The 16,528-nt window shown below is 65.9% G+C and carries 16 protein-coding genes, 2 tRNA genes and 1 pseudogene; 17 read left to right on the forward strand and 2 right to left on the reverse strand.

All coding sequences use genetic code 11. The annotated features are described in order from the left end of the window. The first annotated feature begins 101 nt into the window (after positions 1 to 101). Genes EN786_RS19225 through EN786_RS19245 form a run of 5 tightly spaced genes read left to right on the forward strand, consistent with a single transcriptional unit; the run spans position 102 to position 7,496 of the window. A complete protein-coding gene (locus tag EN786_RS19225) occupies positions 102 to 1,772 on the forward strand; it encodes a thiamine pyrophosphate-binding protein (RefSeq protein ID WP_127310337.1) in 1,671 nt (556 codons plus the stop codon). Then, positions 1,769 to 3,865, forward strand: coding sequence for a hydantoinase/oxoprolinase family protein (locus tag EN786_RS19230; protein ID WP_127282876.1), 2,097 nt, complete (start codon positions 1,769 to 1,771; stop codon positions 3,863 to 3,865). Before EN786_RS19225 ends, EN786_RS19230 begins: the two co-directional genes overlap by 4 nt. After that, positions 3,862 to 5,478, forward strand: a complete 1,617-nt coding sequence (locus EN786_RS19235; RefSeq protein ID WP_127282875.1) for a hydantoinase B/oxoprolinase family protein — start codon at positions 3,862 to 3,864, stop codon at positions 5,476 to 5,478. Before EN786_RS19230 ends, EN786_RS19235 begins: the two co-directional genes overlap by 4 nt. Continuing rightward, positions 5,478 to 6,680, forward strand: coding sequence for a pyridoxal phosphate-dependent aminotransferase (locus EN786_RS19240; RefSeq protein ID WP_127310338.1), 1,203 nt, complete (start codon positions 5,478 to 5,480; stop codon positions 6,678 to 6,680). Before EN786_RS19235 ends, EN786_RS19240 begins: the two co-directional genes overlap by 1 nt. Before the next feature lie 3 nt (positions 6,681 to 6,683). Next, entirely contained in the window at positions 6,684 to 7,496 is an 813-nt protein-coding gene (locus EN786_RS19245) for an NAD(P)-dependent oxidoreductase (protein WP_127282873.1), read from the forward strand. A 140-nt stretch (positions 7,497 to 7,636) separates the two neighbouring features. Here EN786_RS19245 and EN786_RS19250 read toward each other — a convergent pair. Beyond that, a tRNA-Thr gene (locus EN786_RS19250) sits at positions 7,637 to 7,711 on the reverse strand. Between the two features lie 214 nt (positions 7,712 to 7,925). Here EN786_RS19250 and EN786_RS37755 point away from each other — a divergent pair. The 12 genes and pseudogenes from EN786_RS37755 to EN786_RS19305 all read left to right on the forward strand — a co-directional run bounded on the left by EN786_RS37755 (position 7,926) and on the right by EN786_RS19305 (position 15,637). After that, positions 7,926 to 8,102, forward strand: coding sequence for a hypothetical protein (locus EN786_RS37755; protein WP_189340506.1), 177 nt, complete (start codon positions 7,926 to 7,928; stop codon positions 8,100 to 8,102). Between the two features lie 141 nt (positions 8,103 to 8,243). Further along, the gene (murA, locus tag EN786_RS19255) at positions 8,244 to 9,536 is read left to right on the forward strand and encodes a UDP-N-acetylglucosamine 1-carboxyvinyltransferase (RefSeq protein WP_127310339.1); all 1,293 of its coding nucleotides are present in this window, start codon (positions 8,244 to 8,246) and stop codon (positions 9,534 to 9,536) included. 341 nt (positions 9,537 to 9,877) lie between these two features. After that, positions 9,878 to 10,309: a DUF2948 family protein gene (locus EN786_RS19265; protein ID WP_127282871.1), complete on the forward strand. Its 432-nt coding sequence runs from the start codon at positions 9,878 to 9,880 to the stop codon at positions 10,307 to 10,309. 9 nt (positions 10,310 to 10,318) lie between these two features. Continuing rightward, entirely contained in the window at positions 10,319 to 11,611 is a 1,293-nt protein-coding gene (gene hisD / locus EN786_RS19270) for a histidinol dehydrogenase (RefSeq protein ID WP_127282870.1), read from the forward strand. A gap of 2 nt (positions 11,612 to 11,613) precedes the next feature. Continuing rightward, the gene (locus tag EN786_RS19275) at positions 11,614 to 12,099 is read left to right on the forward strand and encodes a UPF0262 family protein (RefSeq protein ID WP_127282869.1); all 486 of its coding nucleotides are present in this window, start codon (positions 11,614 to 11,616) and stop codon (positions 12,097 to 12,099) included. 42 nt (positions 12,100 to 12,141) lie between these two features. Next, positions 12,142 to 12,552: a low molecular weight phosphatase family protein gene (locus EN786_RS19280; protein WP_245478267.1), complete on the forward strand. Its 411-nt coding sequence runs from the start codon at positions 12,142 to 12,144 to the stop codon at positions 12,550 to 12,552. Positions 12,553 to 12,748: 196 nt separating this feature from the next. Continuing rightward, positions 12,749 to 12,967 (forward strand): translation initiation factor IF-1, encoded by a 219-nt coding sequence (infA, locus tag EN786_RS19285; RefSeq protein ID WP_006200926.1) that lies wholly within the window; start codon positions 12,749 to 12,751, stop codon positions 12,965 to 12,967. 19 nt (positions 12,968 to 12,986) lie between these two features. Next, positions 12,987 to 13,610, forward strand: a pseudogene (locus EN786_RS19290) (Maf-like protein); the annotation flags it as partial. Positions 13,611 to 13,616: 6 nt separating this feature from the next. Continuing rightward, on the forward strand, positions 13,617 to 13,832 hold the full coding sequence (gene yacG / locus EN786_RS38690; RefSeq protein ID WP_281405016.1) for a DNA gyrase inhibitor YacG: 216 nt from the start codon (positions 13,617 to 13,619) through the stop codon (positions 13,830 to 13,832). A gap of 173 nt (positions 13,833 to 14,005) precedes the next feature. Then, positions 14,006 to 14,081 (forward strand) — tRNA-Phe (locus EN786_RS19295). A 182-nt stretch (positions 14,082 to 14,263) separates the two neighbouring features. Further along, entirely contained in the window at positions 14,264 to 14,749 is a 486-nt protein-coding gene (locus tag EN786_RS19300; RefSeq protein WP_135860504.1) for a hypothetical protein, read from the forward strand. A 135-nt stretch (positions 14,750 to 14,884) separates the two neighbouring features. Further along, positions 14,885 to 15,637, forward strand: a complete 753-nt coding sequence (locus EN786_RS19305) for a pseudouridine synthase (protein WP_127311537.1) — start codon at positions 14,885 to 14,887, stop codon at positions 15,635 to 15,637. Between the two features lie 258 nt (positions 15,638 to 15,895). On the opposite strand, the gene EN786_RS19310 is transcribed toward EN786_RS19305, so the two are convergent. Then, a complete protein-coding gene (locus EN786_RS19310; protein ID WP_127311538.1) occupies positions 15,896 to 16,477 on the reverse strand; it encodes a histidine phosphatase family protein in 582 nt (193 codons plus the stop codon). Positions 16,478 to 16,528 lie beyond the last annotated feature (51 nt).

The following is a 16,528-nucleotide window of genomic DNA, read 5'->3' on the forward strand; positions in this document are numbered from 1 at the left end:
ACCGCATTTCTTGATTTCGCCGCGACCCGCCAGCGTGCAGGTATAAATACGAAAAGGCAGGCTCGGTTCCGCTTGCCGCCGGCTCAAGAGGATGTCGAAGCATGGTCCGCAATGGCGGTCGCCTTCTTGTCGAGTGCCTGATCGCGCTTGGTGCGACCAAGAGCTTCGGCGTTCCCGGCGAAAGCTATCTCGCCGTCCTCGACGCGCTGCACGACACCCATGGCAAGCTCGACTACGTGCTTTGCCGCAACGAGGGCGGCGCGGCCTTCATGGCCTCGGCCTACGGCAAGCTGACGGGCACGCCGGGCATCTGCTTCGTGACGCGCGGCCCGGGCGTGACCAATGCCAGCATCGGCGTCCATACCGCCATGCAGGACAGTTCGCCGATGATCCTTTTCGTCGGCCAGGTCGGAACCGACATGAAGGGGCGCGAGGCTTTTCAGGAGATCGACTACCGGGCGGTGTTCGGGACTGTCGCCAAATGGGCAGTCGAGATCGATGATGTCTCGCGCCTGCCGGAGATCGTCGCGCGGGCCTGGACCACCGCCCTGACCGGGCGGCCCGGCCCGGTCGTGATCGCGCTGCCTGAGGACATGCTCACCACCCTGACCGAGGCCCCGCCGCTCGGGGGGCCGGCGGCGATCTTCGAGCCGGCACCGTCAGCGGACGCGCTCGCTTCGGCGCTGGGACTGCTGGCCGGAGCCGAGCGGCCGCTGCTGCTGATGGGCGGTGCCAACTGGACGACGGAGGGACGCGCGGCGCTGCAGTCTTTCGCCGAGGCCTCCGACATCCCGGTCGTGGCGGCCTTCCGCTATCAGGACCAGTTCGACAACCACGCGCCGGTCTTCGTCGGCGAGGCCGGCGTCGGCATGGTGGCGCATGTCAGGAACCTGATCCGCGAGGCCGATGTGATCCTGGCCGTCAATGTCCGCTTCGGCGAGATGACGACGGACGGTTACACACTGCTGTCGGTACCGGTGCCGCGGCAGAAGCTGATCCATGTGCATGGCTCCGACCGCGAGATCGGCAAGATCTATGTGCCGACGATCGGCATCCATGCCGGTCCGAACGCCTTCGCCAAAGCGCTGACCCCGGTGAAAGGCACCTGGGCCGAATGGCGGGCGGCGGCGCGCAAGGCCTATGAAGGGACATTCGCGGCGCCCGTCCAGCCCGGACCCGTGGATATGGTCGCCGTCAGCGCATGGCTGCGCGAGACCTTGCCCGCCGACGTCATCCTCACCAACGGCGCCGGCAATTTCACGGTGTGGCCGAACAAATTTTTCAAGTTCGGGCCGGAGGCGCGGCTGCTCGCCCCGCAGTCGGGCGCCATGGGTTACGGGCTGCCGGCAGCGGTCGCGGCAAAGGTCGCGTTTCCGCAACGAACGGTCGTCTGCTTTGCCGGTGACGGCGACTTCCAGATGAACTGCCAGGAACTCGGCACCGCCATGCAGGCCGGCGCGCAGCCGATCGTGCTGATCCTCAACAACGGCATCTACGGCACCATCCGCGCGCATCAGGAGCGCCACTATCCGGCTCGCGTTTCCGGGACGTCGCTCGAGAACCCCGACTTCGTGACGCTGGCAAAGGCCTATGGCTTCCACGCCGAGCGCGTCGAATCCACTGCGGATTTCGGCGCCGCGTTCGGCCGGGCGCTCGGCTCCGCGACGGGCGCCGTCCTCGATATCGCCATCTCGCCCGAGGCGCTCACGCCCCGGCAGACCCTTTCCCAGATGCGCGACGCAGCACTCTCTTCCCAGAAGGCCAAGGCATGACCTCCAGAACTGACGACATCCGTCTCGGCGCGGACATTGGCGGCACCTTCACCGACATCGCCCTCGACATCAGGGGGACGCTGTTCTCGACCAAGGTGCTGACCAATTATGCGGCGCCCGAGCAGGCGATCCTCGACGGCATTGCCGTCGTCACCCGCGATGCCGGCATCTCGCCTTCCGAGATCGGCATCATCATCCACGGCACGACGCTGGCGACCAATGCGCTGATCGAGCGCCGTGGCGCGCGGACCGCGCTGGTCACGACCGAGGGCTTCCGCGACGTGATCGAGATGCGCACCGAAAACCGCTTCGAGCAGTATGATCTCAACCTGCAACTGCCGACGCCGCTGATCCCGCGCGAGGACCGCTTCACGGTCAAGGGCCGTATCGGCGCCGAGGGCCAGGAACTGCAGCCGCTCGACGAAGCCGCTCTCGCAGAGATCGCCGACCGGATCGCGGCCGGCGGCTTCGGCTCGGTGGCGATCGGCTTCATCCATGCCTACGCCAACGCCGACCACGAGCGTCGTGCCCGCGAGATCCTCGCCCGCAAGCTCAGCATCCCGATTTCGATCAGCGCCGAAGTGTCGCCGCAGATGCGCGAGTTCGAGCGCTTCAACACGGTCTGCGCCAACGCTTATGTGCGGCCGCAGATGGCCGACTACCTCGCCCGCCTGCAGATCCGCCTGAAGGAGATGGGCGCCGAGTGCCCGGTGTTCATGATCCACTCGGGCGGCGGCCTGATCTCGGTGGAGACCGCTTCGGAATTCCCGGTGCGGCTGGTCGAATCCGGCCCGGCCGGTGGTGCGATCTTCGCCGCCGACATCGCCAGGCGCTTCGGCCTGGAGAAGGTCGTCTCCTATGACATGGGCGGCACCACCGCCAAGATCTGCCTGATCGAGGACTATGCGCCGCGCACGGCGAGAACCTTCGAGGTGGCGCGCACCTACCGCTTCTGCAAGGGATCGGGCATGCCGATCTCCATTCCGGTGATCGAGATGATCGAGATCGGCGCCGGCGGCGGCTCGATCGCCTGGGTCGACGCCATGGGCCGCATCCAGACCGGGCCCGAAAGCGCCGGCTCGGAGCCGGGGCCGGCCTGCTACGGCCGCGGCGGCAAGCGTCCGGCGATCACCGACGCCGACCTTGTGCTCGGCAAGCTCGACCCCGACAACTTCGCCGGCGGCGCGATCAAGCTCGACGCGTCCGCCTCCGAGCAGGCTATCCTGCGCGATGTCGGCGAGCGGCTGTCGCTCAACGCGATGTCGACCGCCTTCGGCATCTGCGAGGTGGTGGACGAGAACATGGCCAATGCCGCCCGCGTCCACGCCGTCGAAAACGGCAAGAACATTTCCGACAATCTGATGATCGCTTTCGGCGGCGCCGCCCCCCTCCACGCCGCAAGGCTGTGCGAGAAGCTCGGCATCGACCAGTGCATCGTGCCCAAGGGCGCGGGCGTCGGATCGGCGATCGGCTTCCTCAAGGCTCCGTTCGGCTACGAGGCGCTGGCCTCGAAGCTGACGCGGCTGTCGCGGTTCAAGCCGGCCGAGGTCAACACGCTGCTCGCCGACCTCAAGGCCTCCGCCGAAGGTTTCGTGCGGACGGGTGCTGCCGGCAGGATCGTCTGCGAGATCACCGCCTTCATGCGCTATGCCGGCCAGGGCTGGGAAATCCCCGTGCCCGTGGCGGACGAGCCGTTCGGCGACGATGCCGTGACGAAGCTCAAGGACCTGTTCGAGGCGAACTACCAGCGCTTCTTCGGCCGCGCCATCGAAGGCCTCGACGGGCTGGAGATCGAGATCGTCACCTGGTCGGTCAAGGCGACGGATGTTCGGCCAGAAGTCGCCAGGCACGAGCTCACGACCGGTAAGCGCAACAATGAGGCGGTCACGACCCGCTCGGTCTTCGATCCGGCCAGCGGCGCGCCACAAACCTACGGCATCATCGAACGCGAGACGCTCTGCGCCGGGGACCGCGTGGCAGGGCCGGCCGTCATCGTCGAGCGCGAGACCTCCACCGTCATCACCACCAGCTTTGACGCCGTCATCCAGAGCGACGGCGCGATCCTTCTCATCCGCAAAGGCAGCCAGGCATGAGCGACATTGGCGAAATCCGCATGCAGGTCATGTGGAACCGGTTGATCTCGGTCGTCGAGGAACAGGCGCTGACGCTGCTGCGCACTGCGTTTTCGACCTCGGTGCGTGAATCCGGCGACCTGTCGGCCGGCGTGTTCGACCCGCGCGGCGAGATGCTGGCGCAGGCGGTCACCGGCACGCCAGGCCATGTCAACACCATGGCCGAGGCCGTGCTGCACTTCATGAACGAGATCCCGCGCGAGGAGATGTTCGAGGGCGACACCTATGTCACCAACGATCCCTGGCAGGGCACGGGCCATCTGCACGACATCACCATGGTGTCGCCGTCGTTCCTCAATGGCGAGCTGGTGGCGTTCTTTGCCTGCACGGCGCATGTCGTTGATGTCGGCGGGCGCGGCTTCGGCGCCGACGCCAAGTCGGTCTACGAGGAAGGCATCCAGATCCCGATCATGAAGTTCGCGGAAAAGGGCAAGGTCAATCTCGACCTCGTCCGGCTGCTGCGCGCCAATGTCCGCGAGCCCAACCAGGTGGTCGGCGACTTCTATTCGCTCGCCGCCTGCAACGAGGTCGGCCACCGGCGCCTCGTCGACATGATGAAGGAGATTGGCCTGGCCTCGCTGGACGGGCTCGGCGACTTCATCTTCTCGCGCACCCGCGACGCCATGCTCGAACGCATCAAGGCGCTGCCCAAGGGAAGCTGGTCGAACGAGTTGGTGACCGACGGCTATGACGAGCCGGTGAAGCTCGCGGCCACGGTTTCGATCCGCGACGACCATGTCGAGGTCGATTTCACCGGCACCGACCCGATGAGCCGCTGGGGCATCAACTGCCCGATCATCTACAGCAAGGCCTATGCCTGCTACGCGCTGAAATGCGTAGTGGCGCCGGACATCCCGAACAATGCCGCCTCACTCGCCTTCTTCACCGTGTCGTCGCCGGTCAACATCCTGAATGCCGTGCGGCCGGCGCCGGTGGCGCTCAGGCACATCTTCGGCCACATGGTTCCCGATCTCGTGCTCGGCGCGATCTCGCAGGCGCTGCCCGGCAATATCCTCTCGGAAGGCGCCGGCGCGCTGTGGAACATCCACATCTCGGCCCGGCCGGTCGCAGGCGGCTCGGGCCGTCGGGCGGAGGTGCTGATGTTCAACTCCGGCGGCATGGGCGCCCGCCCCGAGCTCGACGGATTGTCGGCGACGGCCTTTCCGTCGGGTGTGCACACGATGCCGATCGAGGCGACCGAGCATACCGGACCGATCGTCATCTGGCGCAAGGAGCTGCGCCCGGATTCCGGCGGCGACGGCGAATTCCGCGGCGGCCTGGGTCAGGTCATCGAGATCGAGGCGACCGAAGGCCACGAGTTTGACTTCTCAGCCATGTTCGACCGCGTCAACCACCCTGCCCAAGGGCGCAATGGCGGCAAGCCGGGAGTCGCCGGCGTGGTCAAGCTGGACGACGGCACGAAGATGCGGCCGAAGGGCTGGCAGCACGTTCCGGCCGGCCGCCGGCTGATCCTGGAATTGCCGGGCGGCGGCGGCTATGGCGATCCCGCCAAGCGCAGCGCCGCTGCGCGGGCAAACGACCGGTCCAAGGGTTACATTTCGGAGAACGACTGATGAGCTATGTTTCCTCGCGCCTGTCGGTGGTGAAGCCTTCGGCTTCGATGGCGGCCTCGCAAGCGGCCAAGGCGCTGCGCGCCAACGGCGTCGACGTGATCGACCTCGGGCTCGGCGAACCGGATTTCCCGACACCGATGCACATCATCGATGCCGCGCATTTCGCGGCGAAGGCAGGCCAGACGCTTTATACGGGTGCCGCCGGCACGCCCGAGGTGCGCGAAGCCATTGCCGGCAAGTTCCGGCGCGAGAACGGTCTCGGCTACACGGCCGACGACATCGTCGTCGCCAACGGCGCCAAGCAGATCATCTTCAATGCACTGCTGGGGACGCTGGAGAGCGGCGACGAGGCGATCCTGCCGGCGCCCTATTTCGTCTCCTATCCCGAGATGGTGAAGCTGCTCGGCGGCACGCCTGTCGTCGTCGAATGCCCGGAGACCACAGGTTTCCGGCTGACGCCGGCGCTGCTGGAAGAGGCGATCACGCCAAGGACGAAGTGGCTGTTCCTCAACATGCCGGGCAACCCGTCCGGCGCCGTCTATTCGGAAGCCGAGCTCAAGGCGCTGGGGGCGGTGCTGGCGAAGCATCCGCAGGTGCTCGTGCTTTCCGACGAGATCTACGAGCATATCCTTTTCGACGGGCGCGAATTCGTGTCCTTCGGCAAGGCCTGCCCCGAACTCAAGGACCGCACGCTGATCGTCAACGGCGTGTCTAAGTCCTATGCGATGACCGGCTGGCGCGTCGGCTATGCGGCTGGCCCGGCGCCGCTGGTCAAGGCGATGTCGACCATCCAGAGTCAGTCCTGCACCTCCGTCTGCTCGATCGCGCAGGCCGCGACCGTCGCCGCGCTCAACGGCCCGCAGGACGAGGTGGGTCGTTTCAGGCAAGCCTTCGAGGCGCGGCGCGACCTGGTCGTGGACGGCATCCGCAAGATCAACGGGCTGACGTTGTCGCCGCCGGACGGCGCCTTCTACGCCTATATCGGCTGCGCCAGCCTGATCGGCCGCAAGACACCCAAGGGCGTCGTGCTCGAGGACGATGCGGCCGTGGCAAACTATCTTCTCAACGAAGGCCGGGTGGCGTCGGTGCCCGGCGTCGCCTATGGACTGTCACCCTATTTCCGCATCTCGACCGCGACCAGCGAAGAGGTGCTGACCGAGGCGATCTCGCGGATCAACGCCGCCGTCGCGCAAGTGGAGTAAATGATGCCGCATTACGAACGAATCCTGATCACCGGCGCCGCCGGCCGCCTCGGCTCGGAGCTGCGCAAGGGGCTGGTGCCGCTGGCGAAAACCATCCGCCTGGCCGGGCGCGTGCCGTTCGGCGACCTTGCCCCGCACGAGGAAGAAGCGGTCTTCGACCTCGCCGACATGGAGGCGACGATCGCGGCGACCAAGGATTGCGACGCGATCGTCCACTTTGGCGGCGCGCCGCTCGAATGCGAGTGGCAGACGATCCTCGATTCCAGCATCCGCGGCTCCTACCACATCTATGAAGGCGCCCGGAAACACGGGGTGAAGCGCGTCATCTACGCCTCCTCGGTACATGCCATCGGCTATCACGAGGTCGAGGCGCATATCGGCGTCGACGCGCCGGTGCGCCCGGACAGCCTCTATGGCGTGTCGAAGAATTTCGTCGAGAGCCTGAGCCGGCTCTACTGGGACAAGTTCGGCATCGAGACGGTGTGCCTGCGCATCTTCTCGTCCTTCCCGGAGCCGGCGGACCGGCGCATGCTGTGGTCCTATCTCTCCTTCGCCGACTGCGTGCGGCTGGTCGAGGCCTCGCTGACGGCGCCGCGCGTCGGCCACACGATCTCGTTCGGTATTTCGGACAACAAGGTGAAGACGGTCGATAACAGCGGCGCCAACCACCTGGGCTTCATCCCGCAGGACAGCGCCGAACCGTTCCGCGCCGCCGTCGAGGCGAAAACACCCGTTCCCGATCCGAAAAGGCCGTCGGTGAAATATCTCGGCGGCTGGTTCTGCGAACTCGGCCATCCGGACGACAAGGCCGAATAATCTTCGACCAGATCAAAACGCCCTCGTCTGCACCTGGCGATTTCGGACGCGCCGGGGCGCTCGTGGCTGTCCGTTCACAGCGCAAAGAGCGGACAGAACCGTTACCTGCCAGTGGTTTAAGCGATTTCAACGGGATGGGCTGGTGCTGCGAGAGAGGATTGAACTCTCGACCTCTCCCTTACCAAGGGAGTGCTCTACCACTGAGCTACCGCAGCCGATGGCGGGGCTTCTGCCATAACGAACCGGCGAGCGCAAGGCCAAGAAAAACCTAAAGTGTCGCGTTTCATTGTCGCAAAACCGCCGCGCGGTTTCAGGCCGGTACGGATGGCAATGCCGAGGCTGTGGAAGCTGCTTTCCCGGACATGGCCGCGCCACAATGTTGGCTATCCCTCAACAGGGGTTGGCTGGTCGGCCAGCCGGAATGGGACGATGAGCGACAAGACAAATCCACCGAAAAAGGGCGGCAGCGACCGCAAGGACCGGCTCGCCGAAGCTTTGCGCGCCAATCTCGGGAAGCGCAAGGCGCAGTCGCGCTCGCGCCGCACCGGCGACGCCGACAAGCGGCCGGAGGGATTGCCGGCTGCTGGAAAAATGCACAAGGACTAACCCAAACCGGCCACACTGCCCCGCCATACTTGGACCAAGGGACCAAAAATCCTATTTCTTGAACCAAGCCGGCCAATGGTCTAGACGGGCCGATACTCAAACGATTGAAACCGGCCGTTTCGGCCGAGGGGACATTCTCACATGGATCGCATCAGAATTGTCGGCGGCAACAAGCTCGCCGGAAGCATTCCGATCTCCGGCGCGAAAAACGCGGCATTGCCGCTGATGATCGCCTCGCTCTTGACCGACGACACGCTGACGCTGGAGAACGTGCCGCATCTGGCCGATGTCGAGCAACTGATCCGCATCCTCGGCAATCACGGTGTCGACTATTCCGTCAACGGCCGGCGCGAGAAGCAGCAGGAAGGCTATTCGCGCACCATCAATTTCTCCGCCCGCAACATCGTCGACACCACCGCTCCCTACGAACTGGTGTCGAAGATGCGCGCCTCGTTCTGGGTGATCGGGCCGCTCTTGGCCCGCATGGGCGAGGCCAAGGTGTCGCTGCCCGGCGGCTGCGCCATCGGCACGCGCCCGGTCGACCTGTTCCTCGAAGGCCTGCAGGCGCTTGGCGCCGATCTCGACGTCGACACCGGCTATGTCATCGCCAGGACCAAGAACGGCCGTCTCGTCGGCAACCGCTATGTGTTCCCGAAAGTGTCGGTCGGCGCCACCCATGTGCTGATGATGGCGGCTTCGCTGGCGAAGGGCGAAACCGTGCTGGAAAACGCCGCTTGCGAGCCCGAGATCGTCAACCTGGCCGAATGCCTCAACGCCATGGGCGCCAGGATTTCCGGCGCCGGCACGCCGACCATCACCATCGACGGCGTCGAGGCGCTGTCCGGCGCCCGCGTGCGCGTCATCCCCGACCGCATCGAGACCGGCACCTATGCCATGGCGGTGGCGATGACCGGCGGCGACGTGGTGCTGGAAGGCGCCCGCCCCGAGCTGCTGCAGACCGCGCTCGACGTGATTTCGCAGACCGGCGCCGAGATCACGCCGACCAATTCCGGCATCCGCGTCAGGCGCAACGGCGCCGGCATTTCGCCGGTCGACGTGACGACGGCGCCCTTCCCGGCCTTCCCGACCGACCTGCAGGCGCAGTTCATGGGCCTGATGACGATGGCCAAGGGCAAGTCGCGCATCACCGAGACGATCTTCGAGAACCGCTTCATGCACGTGCAGGAGCTCGCCCGGCTCGGCGCGCACATCACGCTCTCCGGCCAGACGGCGATCGTCGACGGCGTCGCCAAGCTGAAGGGCGCGCCGGTCATGGCGACCGACCTGCGCGCTTCCGTCTCGCTGGTCATCGCCGGCCTTGCCGCCGAAGGCGAGACCACCGTCAACCGCGTCTATCACCTCGACCGCGGCTTCGAGCGGCTGGAGGAGAAGCTTTCCGGCTGCGGCGCGGTGATCGAGCGGATTTCAGGCTGACACCGCCAGGCAAGCGCAGTCTCCAACCGACGCGTGTTGGACGGACCAATTGTCGACATCGGCGCCGCCCCTCATCCGCCTGCCGGCACCTTCTCTCCGTATAGTGACGGGGAGAAGAGGGCTGGGCGGCCTTGGCGCTCTCCCCGCAACGCTGGTGATTGGCGAGACTTTTGGCGAAAGCGTCCTTCTCCCCGTCACCATACTGGGAGAAGTGCCCGGCAGGGCGATGAGGGGCAGCGCAAACCTCAGGTAATTGCCTTGGGCAGTTCCGTGTCGAGGTTGCACGGACTGGAAAGACCGCCTAACAGGAAGCTGAAACCAACCTTAGGTACAAATTCCGCATGGCTCTCAAGCTCATCGCGCTCGACGACCAGGACCTGAGCATCGTCTCGGCCCACGTCCAGGACGCCGTGATGAAGGTGTCGGATCTCGAATTCCTGCCGGCGGCCAAGCGCTTCGTGCTGACCATGAACCGTTTCGTCTGGGAGGCGAAATCCGGCCTGTTCCGCCAGCACAATGAGCGGCGGCAGGCGGTGCTGCATTTCGACCGCGTGCTCGGCGCCAAGACCAGCGGCATTGCCCGCGACAAGCCGGCCGAGGTGCTGTCGCTGCTGGCGATCAGCTTCGTCGGCATCAGCAAGCCGGCCGGCATCGTCGAGCTGGTGTTTTCGGGCGGCGGCACGATCATGCTGGACGTCGAGTGCATCGAGGCGCGGCTTGCCGACATAGGCGGCGCCTGGGAAGCCTCCTCGCGTCCCGTACATAGGGCTTGAGCGCAGCAGATGGCCATCACCCTCAGCCAGTCCGACGCCGATTTCGAGCAGCGTTTCGCCGCCTTCCTGACGACCAAGCGGGAGGTGTCGGCCGATGTCGACGCGGCGGTGCGCGAGATCGTCCAGCGCGTGCGCGCCGAGGGCGACAAGGCGCTCATCGACTATACGCTGAAGTTCGACAAGGCCGACCTCACCAAGCTTGGCATCGCCGTTTCCAAGGATGACATCGCCAAGGCCTATGCCGAGGCCGATCCGCAAACGGTCGAGGCGCTCATATTCGCCCGCGACCGCATCCGCTCGCATCACGAGCGGCAGAAGCCGAAGGACGACCGCTATACGGACGCCGCCGGCGTCGAGCTCGGCTCGCGCTGGACGGCGATCGAGGCGGTCGGGCTCTACGTGCCGGGCGGCACGGCGAGCTATCCGAGCTCGGTGCTGATGAACGCGGTGCCTGCCAAGGTGGCCGGCGTCGAGCGCATCGTCATCGTGGTGCCGGCGCCAGGCGGCGTCATCAACCCGCTGGTGCTGGTGGCGGCCGATATCGCCGGCGTCTCCGAGATCTACCGCGTCGGCGGCGCGCAGGCGATCGCCGCCCTCGCCTATGGCACGGAGACGATCAAGGCGGTCGCCAAGATCGTCGGGCCCGGCAATGCCTATGTCGCGGCGGCCAAGCGTCAGGTGTTCGGCACCGTCGGAATCGACATGATCGCCGGACCTTCCGAAGTGCTGGTCGTGGCCGACGGCAGCAACAACCCCGACTGGATCGCCGCCGACCTGTTGGCCCAGGCCGAGCATGACGTGTCGGCGCAGTCGATCCTGATCACCGACGACCCGGCCTTCGGCAAGGCGGTGGAGGACGCGGTCGAGCGCCAGTTGCAGAGCCTGCCGCGCGCCGAGACCGCCGCCGCAAGCTGGCGCGATTTCGGCGCCGTCATCCTGGTGCCAACCATCGAGGCCTCGCTGCCGCTGGTCGACCGCATCGCCGCCGAGCATGTCGAGCTCGCCATCGACGACGCCGAGGCCTTCCTTGCCAGGCTGCGCAATGCCGGTGCGGTCTTCCTCGGCCGCCACACGCCCGAGGTCATCGGCGACTATGTCGGCGGCTCCAACCACGTGCTGCCGACGGCGCGCTCGGCGCGCTTCTCGTCGGGGCTTTCGGTGCTCGATTTCGTCAAGCGCACCTCGATCCTCAAGCTTGGGCCGGAGCAGCTGCGCGCGCTGGCGCCGGCGGCGATCGCGCTCGCCAGAGCGGAAGGGCTCGACGCGCATGGCCGTTCCGTCGCGATCAGGTTGAACATGTAGCGATGTCCGACTACGACCGAACCCGCGCCAGGCTGATCGATGTCGAGCTCGACGAATCGATCGGCCGTTCGACGCCCGATGTCGAGCACGAGCGGGCGGTCGCGATCTTCGACCTGATCGAGGAGAACAGTTTCCAGCCGGTCAATGACGACGGCGCCGGTCCCTACCGCCTCAAGCTGTCGCTGGCCGATTCCCGCCTGGTGTTCGCTGTTGCGCGCGAGGATGGCGCCGCCGTCGTCACGCACATCCTGTCGCTGACGCCGCTCAGGCGCATCGTCAAGGATTACTACCTGATCTGCGAAAGCTACTACGACGCCATCCGCTCCTCGACGCCCAGCCATATCGAGGCGATCGACATGGGCCGTCGCGGCCTGCACAATGAAGGCTCGCAGACGCTGATGGACCGGCTGGCCGGCAAGATCGACATCGATTTCGACACGGCGCGCCGGCTGTTCACGCTGGTCTGCGTGCTGCACTGGCGAGGCTAGGCCCTGGCCTCGCTGCCGCATTCGATCCTGTTCATGTGCGGAATGAACGCCGTGCGCTCGCCGATGGCCGAGGCGCTGGCGCGGCGCATGCTGCCTTCGGCCATTTTCGTCGCATCGGCCGGTGTGCGCAGCGGCGAGCGCGACCCGTTCGTCGACGCCGTTCTGGCCGAGGACGAACTTTCGCTGGGCGAGCGCCAGCCAAGGACCATGGACGAGCTGGAGGACGACTATTTCGACCTGATCGTCACGCTGGCGCCGGAAGCGCACCACGCGGCGCTCGAGCTCACCCGCTCGCTCGCCGTCGAGGTCGAATACTGGCCGATGCCGGACCCGACGGATGCCGGCGGCACGCGCGAACATATCATGGCCGCCTATCGCGATGTGCGCGAGCGGCTGAAAGCGCGCATCGCCAGACGTTTTCCCGCATCCGAGGCAAAAGGCGCCTTGGATTAAGCGTGTTCACAAGCGGACGATTATCATATAGGTTCCGCCGAAATTCCGGCCGGAGTCGGATGATTTCCGGTCGGTTTGGCCGGAAATCATCCGACTCCGGATCAAAACAGTAGAGCATGATGTCGTCCGAAAACCGCTTGACACTTTTCGGCATCATGCTCTAGCGCCGGAACCGAAATCCAAGCAAAGGTATCGAATGCCGAAGGAAGAAGTCCTCGAGTTTCCGGGTGTGGTCACGGAACTGCTGCCCAACGCGATGTTCCGGGTGAAGCTCGAAAACGAACACGAGATCATCGCCCACACGGCCGGCCGCATGCGCAAGAACCGCATCCGCGTGCTGACCGGAGATAAGGTCCTGGTCGAGATGACCCCCTATGACCTGACCAAGGGCCGTATCACCTATCGTTTCAAGTAACAGCCCGGCGCGACCCCAGATGAGCATCCTGCAGAAGCTCGTGCTTGCCTCGGGTTCGCCGCGCCGCATCGAGCTGCTGCAGCAGGCCGGCATCGAGCCGGACCGCGTGCTGCCGGCCGATGTCGACGAGACGCCGCTGCGCGCCGAGCATCCGCGCTCGCTGGCCAAGCGGCTTTCCAAGGACAAGGCCGAGAAGGCGTTCGCCTCGCTGAAGAGCGAGGACGACTATGCGCCCGGCTTCGTGCTCGCCGCCGACACGGTGGTGGCGGTCGGCCGCCGCATCCTGCCCAAGGCCGAGACGATCGACGACGCCGCGAACTGCCTCGGCCTGCTCTCCGGCCGTTCGCACCGGGTCTATTCCGGCATCTGCCTGATCACGCCGGGCGGCAAGTTGCGCCAGAAGCTGGTCGAGACCCGCGTACGCTTCAAGCGGCTGCCGCGCGAGGAGATCGACGCCTATGTCGCCTCCGGCGAATGGCGCGGCAAGGCCGGAGGCTATGCCGTGCAAGGCCTCGCCGGGTCCTTCGTCGTCAAGCTGGTCGGCTCCTACACCAACGTCGTCGGCCTGCCGCTCTACGAGACGACGGCCCTGCTTGCCGGCGAGGGCTTCAAGGTGCATGCGAGCTGGCTCACCGCGCGCCCATTCAGCCTGGACGACAAGGTCACGCCGCTGCGCCCCCGGCGCCCCTGCCCCGAATGCGGCAAGGCATCGGTGCGCGAGCACTATCCGTTCTGCTCGGCGCGCTGCAAGGACATCGACCTCAATCGCTGGCTGAAGGGCGCCTATGTCATCCCTGGCCGCGACGCAGAGGAAGAAGAAGGCGAAGCGCCGGAGCAGGGCCAGTCGCCCAAGGACGAGCCGTAAGCGCACGATATCAGCTGTTTTGCCGCCGTCTTTCAGTGGTTTTCTTTTCCCGGCTGAAATCCGCGCTTAGGCGCTGGACAGGCTGAATTCCCGTGCTATAACCCACGCGCTTTCAAGGGGCGCCGGCGGCGCCTTCGAGAAATCCGGCCTGCGAAATCTCGCTTGCCGGCGAGGCCCAGATAGCTCAGTTGGTAGAGCAGCGGACTGAAAATCCGCGTGTCGGTGGTTCGAATCCGCCTCTGGGCACCATTTTTCTCCCACGAGTATCAAGAGCCCCAGGCAACAACCGCCTCTCGTATTGTCTTATGTTGCGCCAGGCGCAACCAACCGCTTTTGGGCGGCTTGCGCCGCGCGCCGATTGGCACGATGCTGCCGCAGGCGAACCGGGGGGCAGACCGGCACGCCGGATCGGTATGGCTGCTGGAAGATCGATGTCGCGAGCTTGCTTCGCCCTTGTTGCCATCGTTGCCTTGATGATGCCGGTGGAGGCAGGCGAGCGCGCGTCTCATCTGCTCGACCAAGCCAGTCTGGCGACTGCCTATGCGCATGAATCGGATACCGTCACGGCCTACACGACCGCCATGGCGCGGTTCCGGTTTCAGCTTGCCGGGCGCTCCGGCGATGCCGACCTTGCAGTGCCACTGGAACCACGCCTGTTGCGGACGGAATTCAGCCAACGGACGTGGCGCTCGGCGGACGGCAGTCTCTTGCAGGGCTTCGCCGGCAAGGGCGGTTTCCGGCTGACCGCGGGGAACTGCCTCGCCCAGATCTGCCTGGCCAGCGAATGCAGCGACGACGGCTGGCCGGTCTATGCCTGCAGCGACGGGCGCAAGCGCAAGATGTCCGTCACCGACTTCGTGACAGCAGTGTTCGACGGCGTCTCCTTCCGGCGACTGAGCGCGCCGCCGGCGGAATGACGTCTTAGCGCGTCGATCATCCAGCCCGACAGGCATTCGGCAAAAACCGGCCCACCTCACCGCAAACGCTGCGGCTTGCGATCCCGCCGCCGCCCGTGGCATCTGTCGCCGTCCATCGGGAAAGAACGCCGGATCATGGCACGACCGCCGCCGCACAGCATCAGACGACCTCCGGGCGCGGGTGTCAGCCTCAGCCGCGCGCTGTCGAAGCTTGGGCTGTGCTCGCGCAAGCAGGCCGAGGTACTGATCGCGGAGGGCCGCGTGCGGGTGGCGGGCAAGGTCGCGCGCGATCCATCGCTGCGCGTCGACCTCGACCGCGACCGTATCGCGGTTGACGGCGAGCAGGTCGTTGCCGAGCGCAAGGTCTATCTGATGATCAACAAGCCGCGCGGGCTGGTCACAACCCGCGACGATCCCGAAGGACGCGGCACGGTCTACGATTGCCTCGAGGGGCTCGACCTGCCCTTCGTGTCGCCCGTCGGGCGGCTGGACAAGGCCAGCGAAGGCCTGCTTTTGATGACCAATGACACGCGCTGGGCGAACGGACTGCTCGATCCGGCCTCGCATATCGACAAGACCTATCACGTGCAGATCGGCACCGCGCCCGACGACGCCATGTTGGCACGGTTTCGCGACGGCGCGACGGTCGACGGCGAACTGCTGACGGCGCGCTCGATCGAGCTGCTGCGCAGCGGCGGCCGCACGGCCTGGCTGGAGGTCGTGCTCGACGAAGGCCGCAACCGCCAGATCCGCCGGCTGCTCGGCGCCTTCGACGTCGAGGTGTTGAGGCTGATCAGGGTGGCGATCGGGCGCCTGCAGCTCGGCGATCTCGCCAAGGGCAAGGCGCGTCATTTGACGGCGGAGGAAGTAGCGATGCTAGTTGGCTAGTGGCTGCGCCCCGAACTTCGTCATCCACGGGCGGAGCGGAGCGAAGCGAACGCGCAGACCCGAGGATCCATGCCGTGACCTCACTCGAAAGGTAGAGGCGGTGCAGAACTGAGATCGTTCTGCACCGTTGCAACGCGTTGAAGTAACGGCATGGATTCTAGGGTCTGCGCTGCGTCGCTTCGCTCCTTGCTCCGCCCTAGAATGACGAAACGACGGGTGTTTCGGCCAACGCCAAGGTATCGATCTTGCCAAGCCAAGCTATTTTTGATTCCACCGGCGGATCACCGGCTCGGTCAGGTCATGCTCGTAGCCGAAGATGCTGAGGCTTGCCGTGTCCAGCACGAAATGCTCGCCGCCGTCAGGCGGCAGTCCGATCCATCGCGCCGCTAGCACGCGCAGGAAATGCGCGCTCGAAAATATGAGCACATTGCCGGCGACAGCGCGAAGCGCGGCGATGATGGCGTCGGCCCTGGCGCCGACATCGCTAGCCTGTTCGCCCCCCGGACAGCCGTCGCGAAACACGTTCCAGCCAGGGCGACCGGCGACGATCTCCTTCGTCGTCACGCCTTCATAGGCGCCGTAGTCCCATTCCTGCAGGTCGAGCTTCCTGATCGCGGCCGCGCCGAAGCCGGCCAAGGTGCAGGTATTGAAGGCGCGTTGCGAAGGGCTCGACCATACGGCCTGGAAGGTGAGGCCCTTGAGCCGATCGGCGAGGCCGCGGGCGGCTTCCTCGCCCTTCGCCGTCAGCGGAATGTCGGTGCGGCCGGTGTGCTTGCCCGAGGCGCTCCATTCGGTTTCGCCATGGCGGATCAGGTAGATCTCGGGAAACGTGCTGCTCATGCCGGCCCCTCGCCGCTTGCGACTGGGCCGGACGAACGGCCCGCGCCACCC

The sequence above is a fragment of the Mesorhizobium sp. M4B.F.Ca.ET.143.01.1.1 genome, from assembly GCF_004792275.1.
Lineage (GTDB): Bacteria > Pseudomonadota > Alphaproteobacteria > Rhizobiales > Rhizobiaceae > Mesorhizobium > Mesorhizobium abyssinicae.